The 15,887-nt window shown below is 62.0% G+C and carries 15 protein-coding genes; 9 read left to right on the plus strand and 6 right to left on the minus strand.

Features of this window, described 5'->3' with window-relative positions:
• Positions 1–28 precede the first annotated feature (28 nt).
• From QMK17_RS12640 to QMK17_RS12660, 5 genes are read right to left on the minus strand one after another with little or no spacing between them, the layout of a single operon-like run.
• Positions 29–850: an HpcH/HpaI aldolase/citrate lyase family protein gene (locus QMK17_RS12640; protein WP_283509523.1), complete on the minus strand. Its 822-nt coding sequence runs from the start codon at positions 848–850 to the stop codon at positions 29–31.
• Entirely contained in the window at positions 847–1,332 is a 486-nt protein-coding gene (locus QMK17_RS12645; RefSeq protein WP_283509525.1) for a MaoC family dehydratase, read from the minus strand. The genes QMK17_RS12640 and QMK17_RS12645 overlap by 4 nt, the downstream gene beginning before the upstream one ends.
• On the minus strand, positions 1,329–2,495 hold the full coding sequence (locus QMK17_RS12650) for an acyl-CoA dehydrogenase family protein (RefSeq protein ID WP_283509527.1): 1,167 nt from the start codon (positions 2,493–2,495) through the stop codon (positions 1,329–1,331). Before QMK17_RS12650 ends, QMK17_RS12645 begins: the two co-directional genes overlap by 4 nt.
• Entirely contained in the window at positions 2,492–4,498 is a 2,007-nt protein-coding gene (locus QMK17_RS12655) for an acetyl-CoA carboxylase biotin carboxylase subunit (RefSeq protein ID WP_283509635.1), read from the minus strand. Before QMK17_RS12655 ends, QMK17_RS12650 begins: the two co-directional genes overlap by 4 nt.
• 11 nt (positions 4,499–4,509) lie before the next feature.
• Positions 4,510–6,087 carry a carboxyl transferase domain-containing protein gene (locus QMK17_RS12660; protein WP_283509528.1) on the minus strand — a complete coding sequence of 526 codons (1,578 nt, stop codon included), beginning with the start codon at positions 6,085–6,087 and terminating at the stop codon, positions 4,510–4,512.
• Positions 6,088–6,206: 119 nt separating this feature from the next.
• Here QMK17_RS12660 and QMK17_RS12665 point away from each other — a divergent pair, with 119 nt between their 5' ends.
• From QMK17_RS12665 to QMK17_RS12695, 7 genes are all read left to right on the plus strand, one after another.
• Entirely contained in the window at positions 6,207–6,815 is a 609-nt protein-coding gene (locus QMK17_RS12665; protein WP_283509529.1) for an SACE_7040 family transcriptional regulator, read from the plus strand.
• Positions 6,816–7,349: 534 nt separating this feature from the next.
• Positions 7,350–8,318, plus strand: coding sequence for an acyl-CoA desaturase (locus tag QMK17_RS12670; protein WP_283509531.1), 969 nt, complete (start codon positions 7,350–7,352; stop codon positions 8,316–8,318).
• Positions 8,315–8,566 (plus strand): acyl carrier protein, encoded by a 252-nt coding sequence (locus QMK17_RS12675; RefSeq protein ID WP_283509533.1) that lies wholly within the window; start codon positions 8,315–8,317, stop codon positions 8,564–8,566. Before QMK17_RS12670 ends, QMK17_RS12675 begins: the two co-directional genes overlap by 4 nt.
• A gap of 1 nt (position 8,567) precedes the next feature.
• Entirely contained in the window at positions 8,568–9,422 is an 855-nt protein-coding gene (locus tag QMK17_RS12680) for an SAM-dependent methyltransferase (protein WP_283509535.1), read from the plus strand.
• The gene (locus QMK17_RS12685; protein ID WP_283509537.1) at positions 9,419–10,660 is read left to right on the plus strand and encodes a cytochrome P450; all 1,242 of its coding nucleotides are present in this window, start codon (positions 9,419–9,421) and stop codon (positions 10,658–10,660) included. The genes QMK17_RS12680 and QMK17_RS12685 overlap by 4 nt, the downstream gene beginning before the upstream one ends.
• Positions 10,657–11,394 (plus strand): thioesterase II family protein, encoded by a 738-nt coding sequence (locus QMK17_RS12690; protein ID WP_283509538.1) that lies wholly within the window; start codon positions 10,657–10,659, stop codon positions 11,392–11,394. Before QMK17_RS12685 ends, QMK17_RS12690 begins: the two co-directional genes overlap by 4 nt.
• Entirely contained in the window at positions 11,391–13,010 is a 1,620-nt protein-coding gene (locus QMK17_RS12695; protein ID WP_283509539.1) for a fatty acyl-AMP ligase, read from the plus strand. The genes QMK17_RS12690 and QMK17_RS12695 overlap by 4 nt, the downstream gene beginning before the upstream one ends.
• Here the strand turns inward: QMK17_RS12695 and QMK17_RS12700 are convergent.
• Positions 13,007–13,948, minus strand: a complete 942-nt coding sequence (locus QMK17_RS12700) for a PDR/VanB family oxidoreductase (RefSeq protein WP_283509541.1) — start codon at positions 13,946–13,948, stop codon at positions 13,007–13,009. The genes QMK17_RS12695 and QMK17_RS12700 overlap by 4 nt on opposite strands.
• A 148-nt stretch (positions 13,949–14,096) precedes the next feature.
• Here QMK17_RS12700 and QMK17_RS12705 point away from each other — a divergent pair, with 148 nt between their 5' ends.
• Positions 14,097–15,302 carry an acyl-CoA dehydrogenase family protein gene (locus QMK17_RS12705; protein WP_283509542.1) on the plus strand — a complete coding sequence of 402 codons (1,206 nt, stop codon included), beginning with the start codon at positions 14,097–14,099 and terminating at the stop codon, positions 15,300–15,302.
• Positions 15,303–15,337: 35 nt separating this feature from the next.
• Positions 15,338–15,886 (plus strand): YiiD C-terminal domain-containing protein, encoded by a 549-nt coding sequence (locus QMK17_RS12710; RefSeq protein ID WP_283509543.1) that lies wholly within the window; start codon positions 15,338–15,340, stop codon positions 15,884–15,886.
• Position 15,887: the final 1 nt, after the last annotated feature.

Below are 15,887 nucleotides of genomic sequence, written 5' to 3' on the forward strand. Positions count from 1 at the left end.
CCGTTGCCACAGTGGCCCTCCTATCACGCTATCGGCGGCTGCTCGTTCCGGCGCGCGAGACAATGCGTTGTGCCTGCTTGATTACCGGCGCGTCCACCATCTGACCATCGAACGCAAAGACACCGCGGTTCGACTTCTCCGCGTCGAGAACCGCTTCGGCCCATCGGATTTCGTCGTCCGTCGGCGCGTAGGTTTCCCGGACTACCGGTACGTGAGTCGGGTGAATGACCACCTTGCCATCGAAACCGACGGCAACGGCGTCATCCGCTTCTTTCCGCAGTCCTTCGAGATCGGCGATGTCGAGGTACACGGAGTCCAGTGCCCACAGTCCCCGCGCCTTCGCCGCGAGGAGTGTCTGTGAACGAACGTGGCCGGCGACCCCCCGGTATGCGCCGTCCTCGAATCTACTGGCATTACCGCCCAGCGCAGCCACCAAATCTTCGGCACCCCACACAGCCCCGATCGCGTTATCGGCTCGTAGGGAATCGAACACCATCATCGCACCGAGCGGAGACTCCACCAGAGCGATGACCTCACGAGGCGCTAGCGACTCGATCTGCTCTGCGCTCTCGCATTTGGGCAGCATTACGAGGTCGTAGTTCGTGAGTTTCAGGGCCTCGAGGTCAGCCGACAGGTCGGCGCTTCCATAAGCGTTTACCCGCACCACCGTCCGCGCAGGATCGAGTGGGGTGACTACCAAGGCCTCTCGCGCAGCAGCTTTGTCCGACGCTCCGACGCCGTCTTCCAAATCGAGGATCACGACGTCTGCTCGTGCTGCTGCTTTCTCGAACCGGTCGGGGCGGTCTGCGGGGCAGAACAACCACGCCGGTCCCGGCGGTACCCAGCTCATGAATCGTCCCCGGTGGGCCGCAGCTGCACGAGAGTTGTGCGGATTGCCTTCACGACGACGTCGCCGTGCTGGTTCTTGCCGGTGTGCTCGAAGGTGACGATTCCTTCACCCGGACGGCTTTTCGATGTGCGCTTGTCAGTAATGACAGTTTCTGCGTAGAGGGTGTCGCCGTGCACCAGCGGCTTCGGAAACGTGACCTCGGAGAATCCCAGGTTCGCCACGATGGTTCCCTGTGTCAGCTGCGCAACCGACAATCCCACCACGGTGGAGACGGTGAACATCGAATTGACGAGGCGTTCACCGAATGCTGTCGTTTCGCTGTAAGCGGCGTCGAGGTGCAGCGCTTGCGTGTTCATCGTCTGCGTGGTGAACAGCGTGTTGTCTGCTTCGGTGATGGTGCGACCGGGACGGTGCTCGTACACAACGCCAGGTTCCATTTCCTCGAACCACAGGCCACGTTGGCGAATGCGCTTGTCCGTCATAGCCCCAGGCTCCTTGCGATCAGCATGAGTTGCACTTCGGTGGTGCCTTCACCGATCTCGAGAATTTTGCTGTCGCGATAGTGTCGCGCGACGACGTATTCGTTCATGAACCCGTAACCGCCGTGAATCTGTGTGGCATCACGTGCATTGTCCATAGCTGCTTCGGAGGCAACGAGTTTGGCAATCGATGCGGCCTTCTTGAACGATTTGCCCGCCAGCATCAGCGAGGCAGCGTCATAGTACGCAGTACGCGCCGTATGTGCGCGTGCTTCCATCCTTGCAATCTTGAAAGAAATTGCCTGATTGTTGGCTATCGGCTGCCCGAAAGCTTCCCGTTCCTTCGCATACTTGATGCTCTCGTCGACGCAACCTTGTGCAGCACCGACCGAGACTGCTGCAATGGCGATACGTCCTTCATCGAGAATATGCAGGAAGTTTGCGTATCCGCGTCCCTCCTGACCCAACATGTTCTCTTGCGGCACACGGACATCGGTGAAGCTCAGAGGATGCGTATCCGACGCATTCCATCCGACCTTGTTGTACGAGGGCCCAGCCACGAAGCCCGGTGTGTCAGTTGGAACCAGAATGGACGAAATCTGTTTGCGTCCCGATTCCTCGTCCACGCCGGTCACTGCGGTGACCGTCACCAGTTTCGTGATGTCGGTTCCCGAATTCGTGATGAACTGCTTGCTGCCGTTGATGATCCAGTCGCCACCGTCACGCCGCGCGGTGGTCTTGGTACCGCCCGCATCGCTGCCTGCACCGGGTTCGGTCAGACCGAACGCAGCCAATGCCTTCCCACTGGTCAGCTTTGGCAGCCACTCCTGCTTCTGCGCGTCGTTTCCGAATCGGTATACCGGCATAGCTCCGAGTGAGACCCCCGCCTCCAGGGTCATCGCTACACTCTGGTCGACTTTGCCCAATTCCTCGAGTGCAAGACAGAGTGCAAAGTAATCGCCACCCATACCCCCGACCTCTTCCGGGAACGGCAGCCCGAACAGTCCCATGTCCGCCATGCCCGCGACCACCTCGTACGGGAAAGAATGCTCCTCGTCATGCTTCGCGGAGACCGGGGCAACGACCGTGCGGGCAAAGTCTGCGACGGATCTGGCTAGCTGCTGATATTCGTCGGGCAAATTGTGTGATGACAGGTAGTCGGTCACGGCTGGTCCTCACCTTCGAATGTTGGAACGATTCGGGCTAGAAGTTGATCTACACGGACCTGGTCTCCCACCGACACCGCGAGTTCGACGGTGCCGTCCACTGGGGTGGTCAGTGCGTGTTCCATCTTCATGGCCTCGACCACGACGATGGCAGTACCTGCGGCGACGACATCGCCCGCCGCTGCGTTGACCGCGATCACGGAACCCGGCATCGGGCTGTTGATCTCCGCGATTCCCGAATGGGCGTCGACTTCTCGCACGCTGGGCTCAGCCACCGCACGGACCGACCACGTTCCGTGTTCGCTCGACACCCATGTCGCACCGCCATCTGAGGCGAATCGGAGGGCTTCCCGTCTGCCATCGACAACGACGGTCACGGTGTCCCCGTCGATCTGTGCACTCAGAGTGGACGGCGAACCCTCGCCGATCTCGACCGTGGCCGAGTTCGGCGAACCAGTGATGGCGACATGCTCCGACCGCTCACCTGCAGTCAAGCGAACCGTGTATGGGGCGGTGGCCCCGACGCGCCAGCCGGTCGGCGTCGACCAGATGTCGTCGTGAGCGCTCGCCCAAGAGGACAGCCACAGCACCGCGGCGGCGGCAATCAATGCCTGGTCCGAAACCGGCGCAGCGGTGAAGTCCTCCAGCCTCCGGTCGAGCAATCCGGTATCCAGCTTGCCTGCTCGTACGTCTTCGTCGGCAAGCAGGAACCGTGCAAATTCGATGTTGGTGACGACGCCGAGCACCGCGGTCCCGGACAGCGCGCGATCCAGCGTGCGCAGAGCAGTGGCGCGATCGGGACCATGTGCGATGACCTTGGATAACATCGGGTCGTAGTTGCTACCGACATCGGTGCCGACGGCGAGGCCCGAATCGACACGGATTCCGGGTCCTGACGGCTCACGTAGTCCGACGACCGAACCACCGGTCGGCAGGAAACCTCGGCTCGGATCCTCGGCGTAGACCCGCGCTTCGATGGCGTGACCGGTCATTGTCACGTCATCCTGAGTGATGGCCAGTTGCTCACCTGCGGCCACCCGAACTTGCCACTCGACGAGGTCGAATCCGGTCACGAGCTCGGTGACCGGGTGTTCCACCTGCAGTCGGGTGTTCATCTCCATGAAGAAGAACTCGTCCGGGCTGTCGGCGGAGACGATGAATTCGACCGTCCCGGCACCGGCGTAGTTCACGCTGCGCGCAGTGTTGCACGCCGCCTCACCGATGCGCGCCCGGGTTGCCTCGTCGAGGAGGGGCGATGGAGCCTCCTCGATGACCTTCTGGTGGCGGCGCTGCAAGCTGCACTCTCGCTCGCCGAGGTGGATGACGTTGCCGTGCTCGTCGGCCAGGATCTGGACCTCGATGTGTCTGGGACGCAGCACGAATCGTTCCAAGAACAAGGTGTCGTCACCGAACGAAGACGCCGCTTCACGGCGCGCGCTGGCGAGAGCGGCAGGCAGATCTTCGGTGCGCTCGACCAGACGCATACCCTTGCCTCCGCCACCTGCTGATGGCTTCACCAGAACCGGGAAACCTACTTCTTCAGCCCCTGCAACAAGGTCGGCATCGGTGAGCCCTGGCCTGGAGATGCCGGGGACGACAGGGACTCCGAACCTCGACACCGCGTCCTTGGCTGTGATCTTGTCACCCATTACCTCGATAGCCGACGCAGGCGGACCGAGGAATGCAATATCGGCCGACGCGCACGCGGCAGCGAATTCCGAATTTTCGGAAAGGAATCCGTAACCGGGATGGATCGCTTGCGCTCCGGTCGACTTGGCAGCTTCGATCACCTTCGAAATCGAAAGGTAACTTTCGCTGGCGCTCGCGGGACCCAAGCGGACGGCGGTGTCAGCTTCGGCAACATGTCTGGCGTTCACGTCGGCGTCGCTGTACACAGCCACCGATCGGATACCCATGCGGCGCAAAGTTCGCGCGACACGGACGGCGATTTCACCGCGGTTCGCGATCAGGACGGTATCGATCTGTTTGGTCACGCTGTCCATTTTCTCGGTACTCACATTCTGAAAACGCCATAGGAAACCGGCGCGAGCGGCGCGTTGGCGCACGCTCCCAACGCCAGTCCGAGAACTTGCCTTGTATCCGCCGGGTCGATGATGCCGTCGTCCCACAAGCGAGCGGTCGAGTAATAGGGGCTGCCCTGGGTTTCGTACTGCTCACGGATCGGAGCTTTGAACGACTCCTGTTCTTCGTCCGACCACGGTTTTCCTGCCGCGTCCTGCTGCTCACTACGCACGGTGGCGAGCACGGACGCTGCTTGTTCTCCTCCCATCACCGAGATACGAGCATTGGGCCACATGAACAGGAATCGCGGTGAGTAAGCACGACCACACATCGAATAGTTGCCTGCACCGTAGGAACCGCCGATGACAACAGTCAATTTCGGGACCCTGGCACATGCCACCGCAGTGACCATCTTCGCGCCGTGTTTGGCGATGCCGCCGGCCTCGTAGTCACGGCCGACCATGAAACCGGAAAGATTCTGCAGAAACACAAGCGGAATGCTCCGCTTGTCGCACAGTTCGATGAAATGCGCGCCCTTCATTGCAGATTCGGAAAAGAGCACACCATTGTTGGCAATAATTCCCACGGGATGTCCATGGATATGTGCAAAGCCCGTAACGAGGGTCTTGCCGTACTCGGCCTTGAATTCATCGAATTCGCCCGCGTCGACCACCCTGGTTATCACCTCGCGCACGTCGTAGGGGGTTCGCGGATCGGTGGGAACGAGATCGTAGATTTCTGACTGGTCTGCGATCGGGTCCCTGGTGGGCAGGACATCCCAGGGTCTCGGTGTCCGCGGCCCCAGCGACCCGACGATCTTGCGAACGCGCTGCAAAGCATCCCTGTCGTCCTCCGCGAGATGATCGGTCACACCGGACACCTTCGAGTGGAGATCTCCGCCACCGAGTTCCTCGGCAGTGACGATCTCACCCGTAGCCGCCTTCACCAACGGCGGACCACCGAGGAAAATTGTGCCCTGATTCTTGACGATGATGGCCTCGTCGCTCATCGCAGGAACATAAGCGCCGCCTGCGGTGCACGAGCCCATCACAGCAGCGATCTGCGCAATTCCTTTGGCGCTCAACGTCGCCTGATTGTAGAAGATGCGCCCGAAGTGGTCGCGGTCCGGAAAAACCTCATCCTGTCGCGGTAGGAACGCCCCACCGGAGTCGACGAGATAGATGCACGGCAACGTGTTCTGGAGTGCGATCTCCTGTGCTCGCAGATGCTTCTTGACGGTCATCGGGTAGTAGGTTCCACCTTTGACCGTTGCATCGTTCGCAACGATGACGCATTCGCGTCCCGAGACGCGGCCGATTCCGGCAATGACGCCTGCGCCAGGGCACTCGTCGTCGTACAAGCCGTTGGCGGCGAGCGGCGCGATCTCGAGGAACGGACTGCCCTGGTCCAGCAGTTCGTTCACGCGATCGCGAGGCAGCAACTTACCTCTGGCGACATGACGCTCCCGCGATTTTTCACTGCCACCCAAAGCAGCCAAAGCGAGTCGCTCGGCAAGCTGGCTGGTCAGAAGCTCGTGCTCTGCCCTGTTCGCAGCGGTATCGATCGCCATGTTGTGCGCCCTCGGTCTCGTAGTTCGAAAACCAGAATCAGTTAACAAGAAGTAACTGAAACTATAGTAAACTACGATTAACCGAGTTGTCCAACGTCGATTCCAAAAATGGGGGGGTCATGGCCGCACAAGAACCTGAAGCAAGGCCGCTGACCTTGCGGGATCAACGCAAGGCGGAACGACGCCATCAACTTCTCACCGCGGCGGCCTCACTGTTTGCAGAACGAGGTTTTGCATCGGTGCGATTGGAAGACCTGGGTGCTGCAGTGGGGATCAGTGGTCCTGCTGTCTACCGACACTTCCCCAACAAGGAGGCCGTGTTGGTCGAACTGCTTGTGGGGATCTCGCAGTTTCTCCTCGACGGAGGCAAAAAAGTTGTCACACAACACACTGCGAGCGACGTTGCCCTGGACCAGTTGATCGAGTTTCACCTCGACTTCGCGTTCGACTCCCCCGCCTACATCCGAATACAGGACCGAGATCTGGAAACACTCCCTGACACAGCGCGGCGGAAGGTTCGACGGATGCAGCGTGAATACGTCGAACTGTGGGTGACCACCCTGTGCGCCACCGATGCATCCCTGGGCGAGAACGACGCGAGAACCACGGCACATGCGGTATTCGGACTCATCAACTCCACCCCGTACAGCGCGGGCAAGACTCCTTCCAGAAGTACCCGTTCGATATTGCGCACCATGACGATCGGCGCCCTCGGGTTGCCCGCATGAAGCAGGAACATCGAGGGCTCGCTGCATGCCGAGACTGCACTTGTCCAACCATTTTCCGCGACAGCACGGTGTAGTACCGAGCGGTGAACAAGACCACCAGGCCTCATCCCAGATCGCGCTTCGAGCAATATATAGCACGCGTATCCTGAAGTGCTGCAATCGATTCCTGACAGTCCAATCTGGACCCTCACTGTATTCGAAGGAGGCTCGTCACCAGATGTCTCTCCATTGACTTCGTGAGAACACTGCGCGGCGCAGAGGTGCTACGCCGAGCATCGCCGCCGCTACCGATGGCCACCGTCGTTGTTCAGGTGCGGCACGTACAACGCAATTGGGGGCTCGGCTGACCGCACAGCTATTCATCGCTCTCCAGTCGATTCGAGAAACGCGATGGCAATCGTGACGTCCGATCCGTCGATCGGCTTCGCCCCGCTGCCGTGAAGGTGCGGCACAGCGATCGTACGGTTGCAGTGTCGCTCTTGATTCCGACCGATGGTGTACAGGACGGTACCTCGACATGACTGGAGGCTGGAATTGACCGAACTATCAGACGATCGGCCAATCATTTCACGGCGCAAGACAATCAGTAATTCCTATCTTCACCGGCTTCAGCGTCGTCACTTCATACTCTTCGATATCCTCCCGATCGTCGGGACTCTGGCCGCTGTCGGGTTCCTCACCGTCCAGCCTTTCGGTGTCACCGAACTCGGGCTCTTCTTCTCCATGTGGCTGGTCACCGGACTCGGTATCACCGCCGGCTACCACCGGTTGTTCACCCATCGCAGCTACAAGGCCGCTCCGTGGGTGTGCGCGGTACTCGCCATCGCCGGGTCCATGGCCGGCCAAGGCCCAGTCGTTTCCTGGGTTGCGCTGCATCGCCGGCACCACGAGTGCAGTGACCGCGAAGGTGATCCGCACTCGCCGAACTTGGAGGGTTCAGGTGTCCGCGGACGGATTCGCGGTCTCGCCCATTCGCACTTTCTCTGGATGCGAAGGCATGACTACCCGAACGTTGTTCACTACGCACCCGATCTGCTGAGAAACGCTCTTGTCATGAGGATCTCACGCCGCTACCACGTGTGGGTGATACTGGGATTGGTGCTTCCAGCGGCCATCGGCGGCCTTGTTGGTTGGAGTTGGCAAGGAGCCGTGAGCGGGCTTCTGTGGGGTGGTTTCGTCCGAATGTTCGTCCTCGAACATATCGTCTGGGCGATCAATTCCTTCTTGCACATGTTTGGAACGCGTCCCTACGAGTCGCGCGAACACAGCCGCAACGCCGGAATTTTGGCCCTTGTGACGTTCGGCGAGTCATGGCATAACAACCACCATGCGTTCCCGGATTCCGCATCGTTCGGAATCGATTGGTATCGCTTCGACCCTGGGTACTGGTTGATCAAATTCTTGTCCATTGTCGGCGCGGTTCACGATGTGGGAATTCCGACCACCGAGCGCCGGCACTCCAAGCGTGTACGCCACCACACAGTCTCAGGAGCAAGGTCATGACCGACATACTCACGCAGCACTCCATCGCGCAATGGTGCCAAGATTACGTCGCCGGCCTGCTGGAAGTGCCCGCGGGCACGATCGCGCTCGACGCTACGTTCGACCGTCTGGGCATCGACTCGGCCCACGCCGTCGCACTGCTCATAGAGATCGAGTCTCGTTACGGCGTAGATCTCCCGCCCGAGGCATTGTTCGAGAATCCGACCCTGGATGCGGTCGCCCAGTACTTGTACGAGCATTCGAGCTGACATGCAGACCGCGGAAGCCATCAGGTATCACTACGATGTCGGCAACGACTTCTACCGGCTCTGGCTCGACGGGTCATTGTCTTATTCGTGCGCTTTCCAAGAGCCCGGTGACTCGCTCGAGCAGGCCCAAGACCGCAAACTGCGATGGCATCTCGACGCCGTCGATGCAGACGAGGCGCGCAGTCTCTTGGACATCGGATGCGGATGGGGCGGACTGCTCGAGCGCGCATCACTTGGCCGCGGTGTCGATCGTTGCGTCGGTCTCACGCTGAGTGACGAACAGGCGCAACATGTTCGGAGCCGCGCAATTCCCGGAGTCGAGGTGTTTACCAAGAACTGGAGGGACTACCAGCCACCGGAGCACGTCGACGCCATCGTCTCGATAGGCGCATTCGAGCACTTCGCCCGGCCCACCGATTCACCTACCGACAAGATTGCGATCTATCGCGAGTTTTTCACACGCTGCGCCGGATGGCTCACCGACGGTGGAGTCCTGTCGCTGCAGACCATCGCGTACGCCAACATGTCACCGTCGGACGCGAACGGCTTCATCGCCAACGACATATTTCCAGACGCCGATCTGCCGACTCTCGCCGAGATCGCGACGGCCACCGACGAAATCTTCGAGATCGTCACATTACGCAACGACCGGGCCGACTACGCCTGGACCTGCGAGGAATGGGCAGCCAGACTTCGCGCTCAGCGGCCGCAGGCGGTCGACCTGGTCGGCGATGATGTCGTGCAACGATACGAGCGGTATCTGAAGATGTCGGCACTCGGATTCAGAATGGGCAAGATCGGACTGCTGCGAATCGTGTTGCGTCCATACGTCGGCCATTTCGGAGGTCGACGATGACACTCACCGGCCGAGCAGACACCGCCCCGGCCCATGTCCGATTCAACCCATTCGCCTCGGCCTTTCGAAGGAATCCATACCCCGACTACGAGCGGCTGCGCACACTCTCTCCGGTGCACAGAACGCTCGGGATGTGGGTGCTCACCCGGCACTCCGACGTTCGACACGTATTGCGCGACAGCATGTTCAGCGCGGCGTTGATCCCCGAGCTGGTCTCGGCGCACACGGCTCGGTACGGACGGGAAGACCCCGTTGCCGTCCGTCGAACAGGCACCACATCACTGGTTTTCACTGACGATCCCGAACACGCAAGGTTGCGTGGCTTGGCGAATCAGATCTTCTCGACCCGCGCCATTTCCTCGTTGCACGAGCACGTACGCGTCACCGCGGAGACTCTGCTTCGGAATGCAGTGCACACCTGTGCATCCGTCGACGTGATCGCGGACTACGCAGCGCACCTTCCCATCACGGTGATCTGTGAATGGATGAACCTACCCGCCTCGATGCGGCCGGATATCGGTCGCTGGACGCACGACATACGCTTCCTACTCGAGCCGACATTGATGACGGCGGCCGACCTCGACCGCGTCCACGCCGTCGTCGACGCGTTCACGGTGGCCTTGCAGCACGTGATCGACGCGCGCCGAGACCACCCCGGCACAGATTTGATCAGCCGAATGCTCACTGCAACCACTGCTTCCGACGAGTTGAGTGTCGACGAGATCGTCGTGCTGTGCATCATGTGTTTCGTCGCGGGCAACGAGACGACGACCGCGCTCATCGGAAATACATCGCTGGCGCTGCTGTCGCGTCCCGACCTGGTGACAGCACTACGCACCGGTACGCTGCCCGTACGCGCCCTGATCGACGAATCAGTACGCTACGAGAGTCCGCTGCAAATGACCAAGCGCGTCGCGACAGCCGACACCGAGATCGACGGACACGTCGTGCACGCAGGAGATCAACTGCTCCTCTGCCTTGGTGCCGCAAATCGTGACCCCGACGTGTTCGACCGGCCCGACGATTTCGATCCCGCCCGCACGGGCGCGAAGCACGTCGGCTTCGGACATGGGATGCATCGATGCCTCGGTGCGCTTCTCGCGCACATGCAGGCCGAGATCGCCGTCGAGACGCTCTTCACGCAGTACGATCCGCGAAGGATCGACGCGGCCGCACTGCAGTGGCAGACCCGGAGCTCCATCGTGCGCGGACTTGCCCACTTGCCGGTGACGCTGTGAGTTCACGGCAGTGGTTCGCTCCTGCGGCCGTCATCGATGGCGTAACGACGACGACAGCAGTGCCCCTCCTGCTCGTCCCCCATGCCGGAGCAGGAGCGTCGTCGTTTGCACGGTGGACGTTCCCGGCGTGGCTCACAGCGCATTCCGTCCAACTCCCAGGACGAGAAGGCGCCGCAGCAGAACCACTACTGCGCGAGATCCACTCGATCGTGGCCGAGCTCGCGGCGCAGGTCGAACGTTCACTGGACAATCCCGTTGCCCTGTACGGCCACAGCATGGGAGCCCTTGTCGCATTCGAGTTGGCTCGGGCACTGACCGACACCGGCAGTCCGCCGCGCCATCTGTTCGTCTCGGGCCGGCGCGCACCGCATCTGCCGGCGAGCAGGCGGACTGTCCACCGACTGCCGGAAACTCAGTTCGTCGACGCCCTGGAGGAAATGGGCGGAACACCGCGCGCCACGCAGCGCAGCGCGTCGTTGCTGCGCTACACCGTCAAGGTCAGTCGGGCGGATCTCGAGGTGTGCGAGACATATTCGTATCGGACCCACGGCGGGCTCCCATGTCCGATCACGGGCTTCCACGCTCAGAACGATCCCGTTGTCGACCCCGACGAGATCACCGCCTGGAGTCGCCATACGAATGCTGCCTTCGCTACCCACTCGTTCACGGGAGGGCACTTCTTCCACCAGAATCATCGCAACGCGATCGCTGCGATCATCGGTGCGGCTCTGTGACCGCCCTGCTGACCGACATCTTGCAGTCGAGAGCGCACGACACCCCAGGCGCCCGGGCGTACGTGTTTCTCGACGCGGCCGGTGACGAAGACGAGATCCTCACCTACGAACGACTGCACACGCGCGCAGTAGACGTTGCAAGTGCACTGCGCACCCAGTGCGGGCCAGGAGACCGAGCTCTGTTGCTGTTCGGACCCGGTCTCGACTTCATCGTCGCGTATTTCGGCTGTCTGTATGCGGGCGTGATCGCCGTTCCGGTGAACCCGCCTCGGCCGGGTAGACCGCACGATGGCATCCACAACGTCGTACTGGACTGCGCGCCGTCGGTCGTCTTGTCCGACGCGCCCACGCGATCCGCTACCGAAGATGAATTGGTCGCGGTGACAGGCGGGCTCGTGTGGATGACAGTCGACGAGACGTCGGAAGGCGACCACGTGGAATTCGCCCCACCGGGGCAGGAATCGATTGCGTTCCTGCAATACACGTCCGGATCCACGTCACGTCCGAAAGGAGTTTGCGTCACCCACCGCAATCTCGTCGCCAACCAGCGCATGATTGCGGCCGCGTTCGGGCACGATCGATACTCCACGTTCGTCGGGTGGGCGCCGCTCTTCCACGATCAGGGCCTGATCGGTAACGTTCTCCAACCGCTGTACCTCGGCACCACCAGCATCTTGATGTCGCCGTGGACGTTCATCCGCAGGCCACTGCTGTGGCCTCTCACAGTGTCGAAGTATCGGGCTCACACGAGCGGAGGACCCAACTTCGCGTTCGACGCATGTGTGACACACGCCGAACGGACCCCGATACCGGCCGACCTCGACCTCGTCTCGTGGCAGGTGGCCTTCAACGGCGCAGAACCGATCCGCGCAGCCACGATCGAGCGCTTCGTCTCTACGTTCTCGCCCTTCGGTTTTCGCCCGTCGGCGATGTACCCGTGCTACGGGTTGGCCGAAGCGACGTTGTTCGTGGCAGGGAGCGTAAAGGGCCGCGGCCCCCGAACCATGCATGTCGACGCCGACGAACTCACTCGCGGACGGTTGACCCCCGCGACCGGCACCCGATCGCACACGGTCGTCGGGTCGGGCGTGCCCGCCACCGATGGATTCGTTCGAATAGCGGATCCGAACTCAGCCGACTCGCTCGCGAACAGCATGATCGGCGAGATACGTGTTTCCGGTCCTCACGTGAGCCCCGGTTACTGGGGCCGTAGCGAGATCGTCAAAGAACTGCGTACCGGCGATCTCGGCGCGGTCGTCGAGGGTGAACTGTTCGTGGTCGGCCGCATCAAAGACGTCATCATCGTCCGGGGGAAGAACTACTACCCGCACGACATCGAGAACACCGTGCAAATCCACCTCAAGGCGCCGAAGTCCCTGACCTGCGCGGCATTCGCGATTGCCGACTCCCACGGAATCGACACGTTGGTGATCGTTGCGGAGACGCCTGCAGATCATGACGTGAATCCGTCCGCGGTGCGGGAGGCGGTGACTCGCGAGCACGGTCTCACGGTGGGTGAGCTGGTGACAACGGACAAGCGACTGCAGAAGACCAGCAGCGGCAAGTTGATGCGAGCCAACGCCAAGGCCCGCTACCTGCGGGGCGAGTTCGTCTAGAGATCCAGCTCGAGGACCGGTGACACAGCGGCCCTCGAGACGCACACCATCATCGATTCGCTCCGCTCACGTTCGTCGTCGCTCAGAACGGAGTCGCGGTGAATCGGGCTCCCGCTCAGCACCTTCGTCTCGCAACTCGAGCAGGTCCCTTCTCGGCAGGAGGTAACTACCGAGACGCCTGCGCGTTCGAGTGCGTCCACCAGCGCCTGGTCCGGGCCGACTCGGATGGTCTCGCCCGTGCTGACGATACGTACATCGAATGCTGAGTCCGGCTCCTCGACGACGATGGGACGCGGTGCGAACCGTTCCACGTGCAGGGCACCCATACCGTGTTGTTCTGCCGCCGCGAGCAACGGCTCCGGTCCGCAGCAGTAGACGCCGGTCTCGGCACCGGCGGTCCGAGCGATGTCGGCGAGCGGCAGCAGCCCTGCTTCGTCCTGCGGGAGTATCGCAACTTTGTCTCCGTGAGCGGCGAGTTCGTCGACGAACGCCATGGAGGCGCGGGTGCGCCCCCCGTAGTACAGCTGCCACGGCGCACCGGCGCACTCGGCGGCGGCGATCATCGGGAGTATCGGGGTGATGCCGATCCCACCCGCTACGAACACGTACGCCGAAGCGTCGACGAGAGGAAAATTGTTGCGCGGCAACGAGACTTGAACGGTGCATCCGATCTGTGCACGGTCGTGGAGGTAGGCCGACCCACCGCGCCCGTTCGGCTCGCGCAGCACCCCGACGCGCCACCGAGTCCTCTCCGTTGTCGAGCCACACAGGGAGTACTGCCGGACGTCATCACCGCTGACAGCGATGTCCACGTGCGCGCCTGCATTCCACCCGGGCAGGTCACCGTCGTCGGGTAACGCGAGTTCGAGTGCGATCACGTCCGCAGCGACATCCGAACGTCCGACGACGACCACTGTGAACATACCGGCTTCCAACACTCTTGCTCCTTCGGTCGTGGACGTCTCGCACACCCCAGGCTGGGCGAACACCGTGACCCTCGCACGCCGTGGGCCCCATCGATGTCGTGCGATCGGCGTCGCCTATCGCGGCCCCACTCGCACGACCCGCCGCCCGACACTTGACGCTATGACAACCGTCGAACGAGACATCGATCGCATCCAAAGATTCGATACCCCCGAGACAGTCGACCTGCTGGTCGCCAGGACCGCGGCCTTCGTGCAGGAACACGTTCTGCCCGTCGAGCGAGAGGTCATCGTCGAGGGCCGCATAGTCGACGACGAGATGCGTCTCGAATTACAGCGTAAGGCGAAAGACGCCGGTGTCTTCGGACCCCTGTCGGATACCGAGTACGGCGGCCTGCAGCTGTCCACGCGTGCGCAGGCCCGCGTCCTCGAAGCGTCGGGCGGGAGCCTATTGGGGCCGTTGTCAGTCAATGCGTCGGCGCCCGACGACGGCAATATCCACTTGTTGAAGCACGCCGGCACACCAGATCAGCACGCACGCTATTTGGCCCCTCTGGCGTCCGGAGACGTCCGCTCGTCTATCGCGATGACCGAACCCGCCCCCGGGACCGGCTCTGATCCGTCCATGTTGCGGACCACGGCGCGCCGCTCCGACTCGGGCTGGGTGATCGACGGTGCCAAACACTTCACCACGGGAGCCGACGGGGCGACCTTCACCATCGTCATGGCAGTCACCCCGAACGGTCCCACGATGTTCATGGTCGACCAGAACAACCCGGGTCTGCACGTCGGACGGCGCATGCCGACGCTCGACCACAGCATTCCGGGTGGGCACTGCGAGATGCAGTTCACCGAATGCGAGGTCCCCGCCGACGCCGTGCTCGGCGAAGAGGGGAAAGGCATGCTCTACGCCGGGGTCCGGCTCGCACCGTCCCGCTTGGTCTTTTGCATGAACTGGCTCGGCCTGGCCGTGCGTGCCCACCAAATGGCCGCCCGCCACATCGTCGGTCGCTCATCGTTCGGCATCCCCATCGCCGACCACGGAATGGCACAGGCCCATGTCGCCGACAGCGAGATCGACATAGAAGCGTCACGCGGTCTAATCCGCCGAGCTGCGGAGATCATCGACACCGAGGGTGCCGATTCCTCCAGCGCCCGCCACAGCGCCTCCATCGCAAAGACTTTCGTCTCGGAGGCAGTGTGGCGAATTCTCGATCGGTCGGTCCAGCTCCACGGGGGCCTCGGTGTCTGCGAGGACCACCTCGTCGCCCGGTTCCTCGTCGAGGCACGCGCGTTCCGCATCTACGAGGGCCCGTCGGAGGTCCTGCGGTGGTCCATAGCCCGCCGAGTGCTGCGTCCCTTCCGCTGACCCACGTCTTCACACACAACAGAACGGAGCTCATCGTGTCCACTTCGACTTCCACGTCCGCCACAGGCCATCGGGTCGGACTTTTCGCTGCAGCGTTCGGTGACATCGACGGCGGTGCACCCGATTACGAGCACCTTCGATCGGTGTCCAACTCCCTCGTGCCGTTCGGAAAACACGTAGGGACCATTGTCACCGAGATCGGTCCCGATCGAGCCGTCGTCGAGATTCCGCGCGAACCTCACGTGGTCAACCACATGAACACCGTCCACGCGGGCGCGCTGTTCACCGCAGCAGATATCGCTGGAGCTGCAGCGTTCGTCGGTGCCGCCGCAACGAGGCTGTACGTCGTCGAGAGTCTCGTCGTGCGCTCGGCGAGCTCGACGTATCGCAAGCCCGCCTCGGGAAATATCCGTGCGATCGCAACCGTTGACGAGCGGGAGATGCGAGCCATTCTCGCCGCCGAGTCCGACGCACGCTTCGAGCTCACCGGCAAAGCGCTGATGGTGAACGACGACGACGTCACCGTCGCCAAGTTCACCTTCGACTACGTGTGCGACGTCGTCGTCTCCGACGGGCAGGTCTAAC

Source organism: Rhodococcus sp. G-MC3 (genome assembly GCF_030063335.1).
Classification (GTDB): domain Bacteria; phylum Actinomycetota; class Actinomycetes; order Mycobacteriales; family Mycobacteriaceae; genus Rhodococcoides.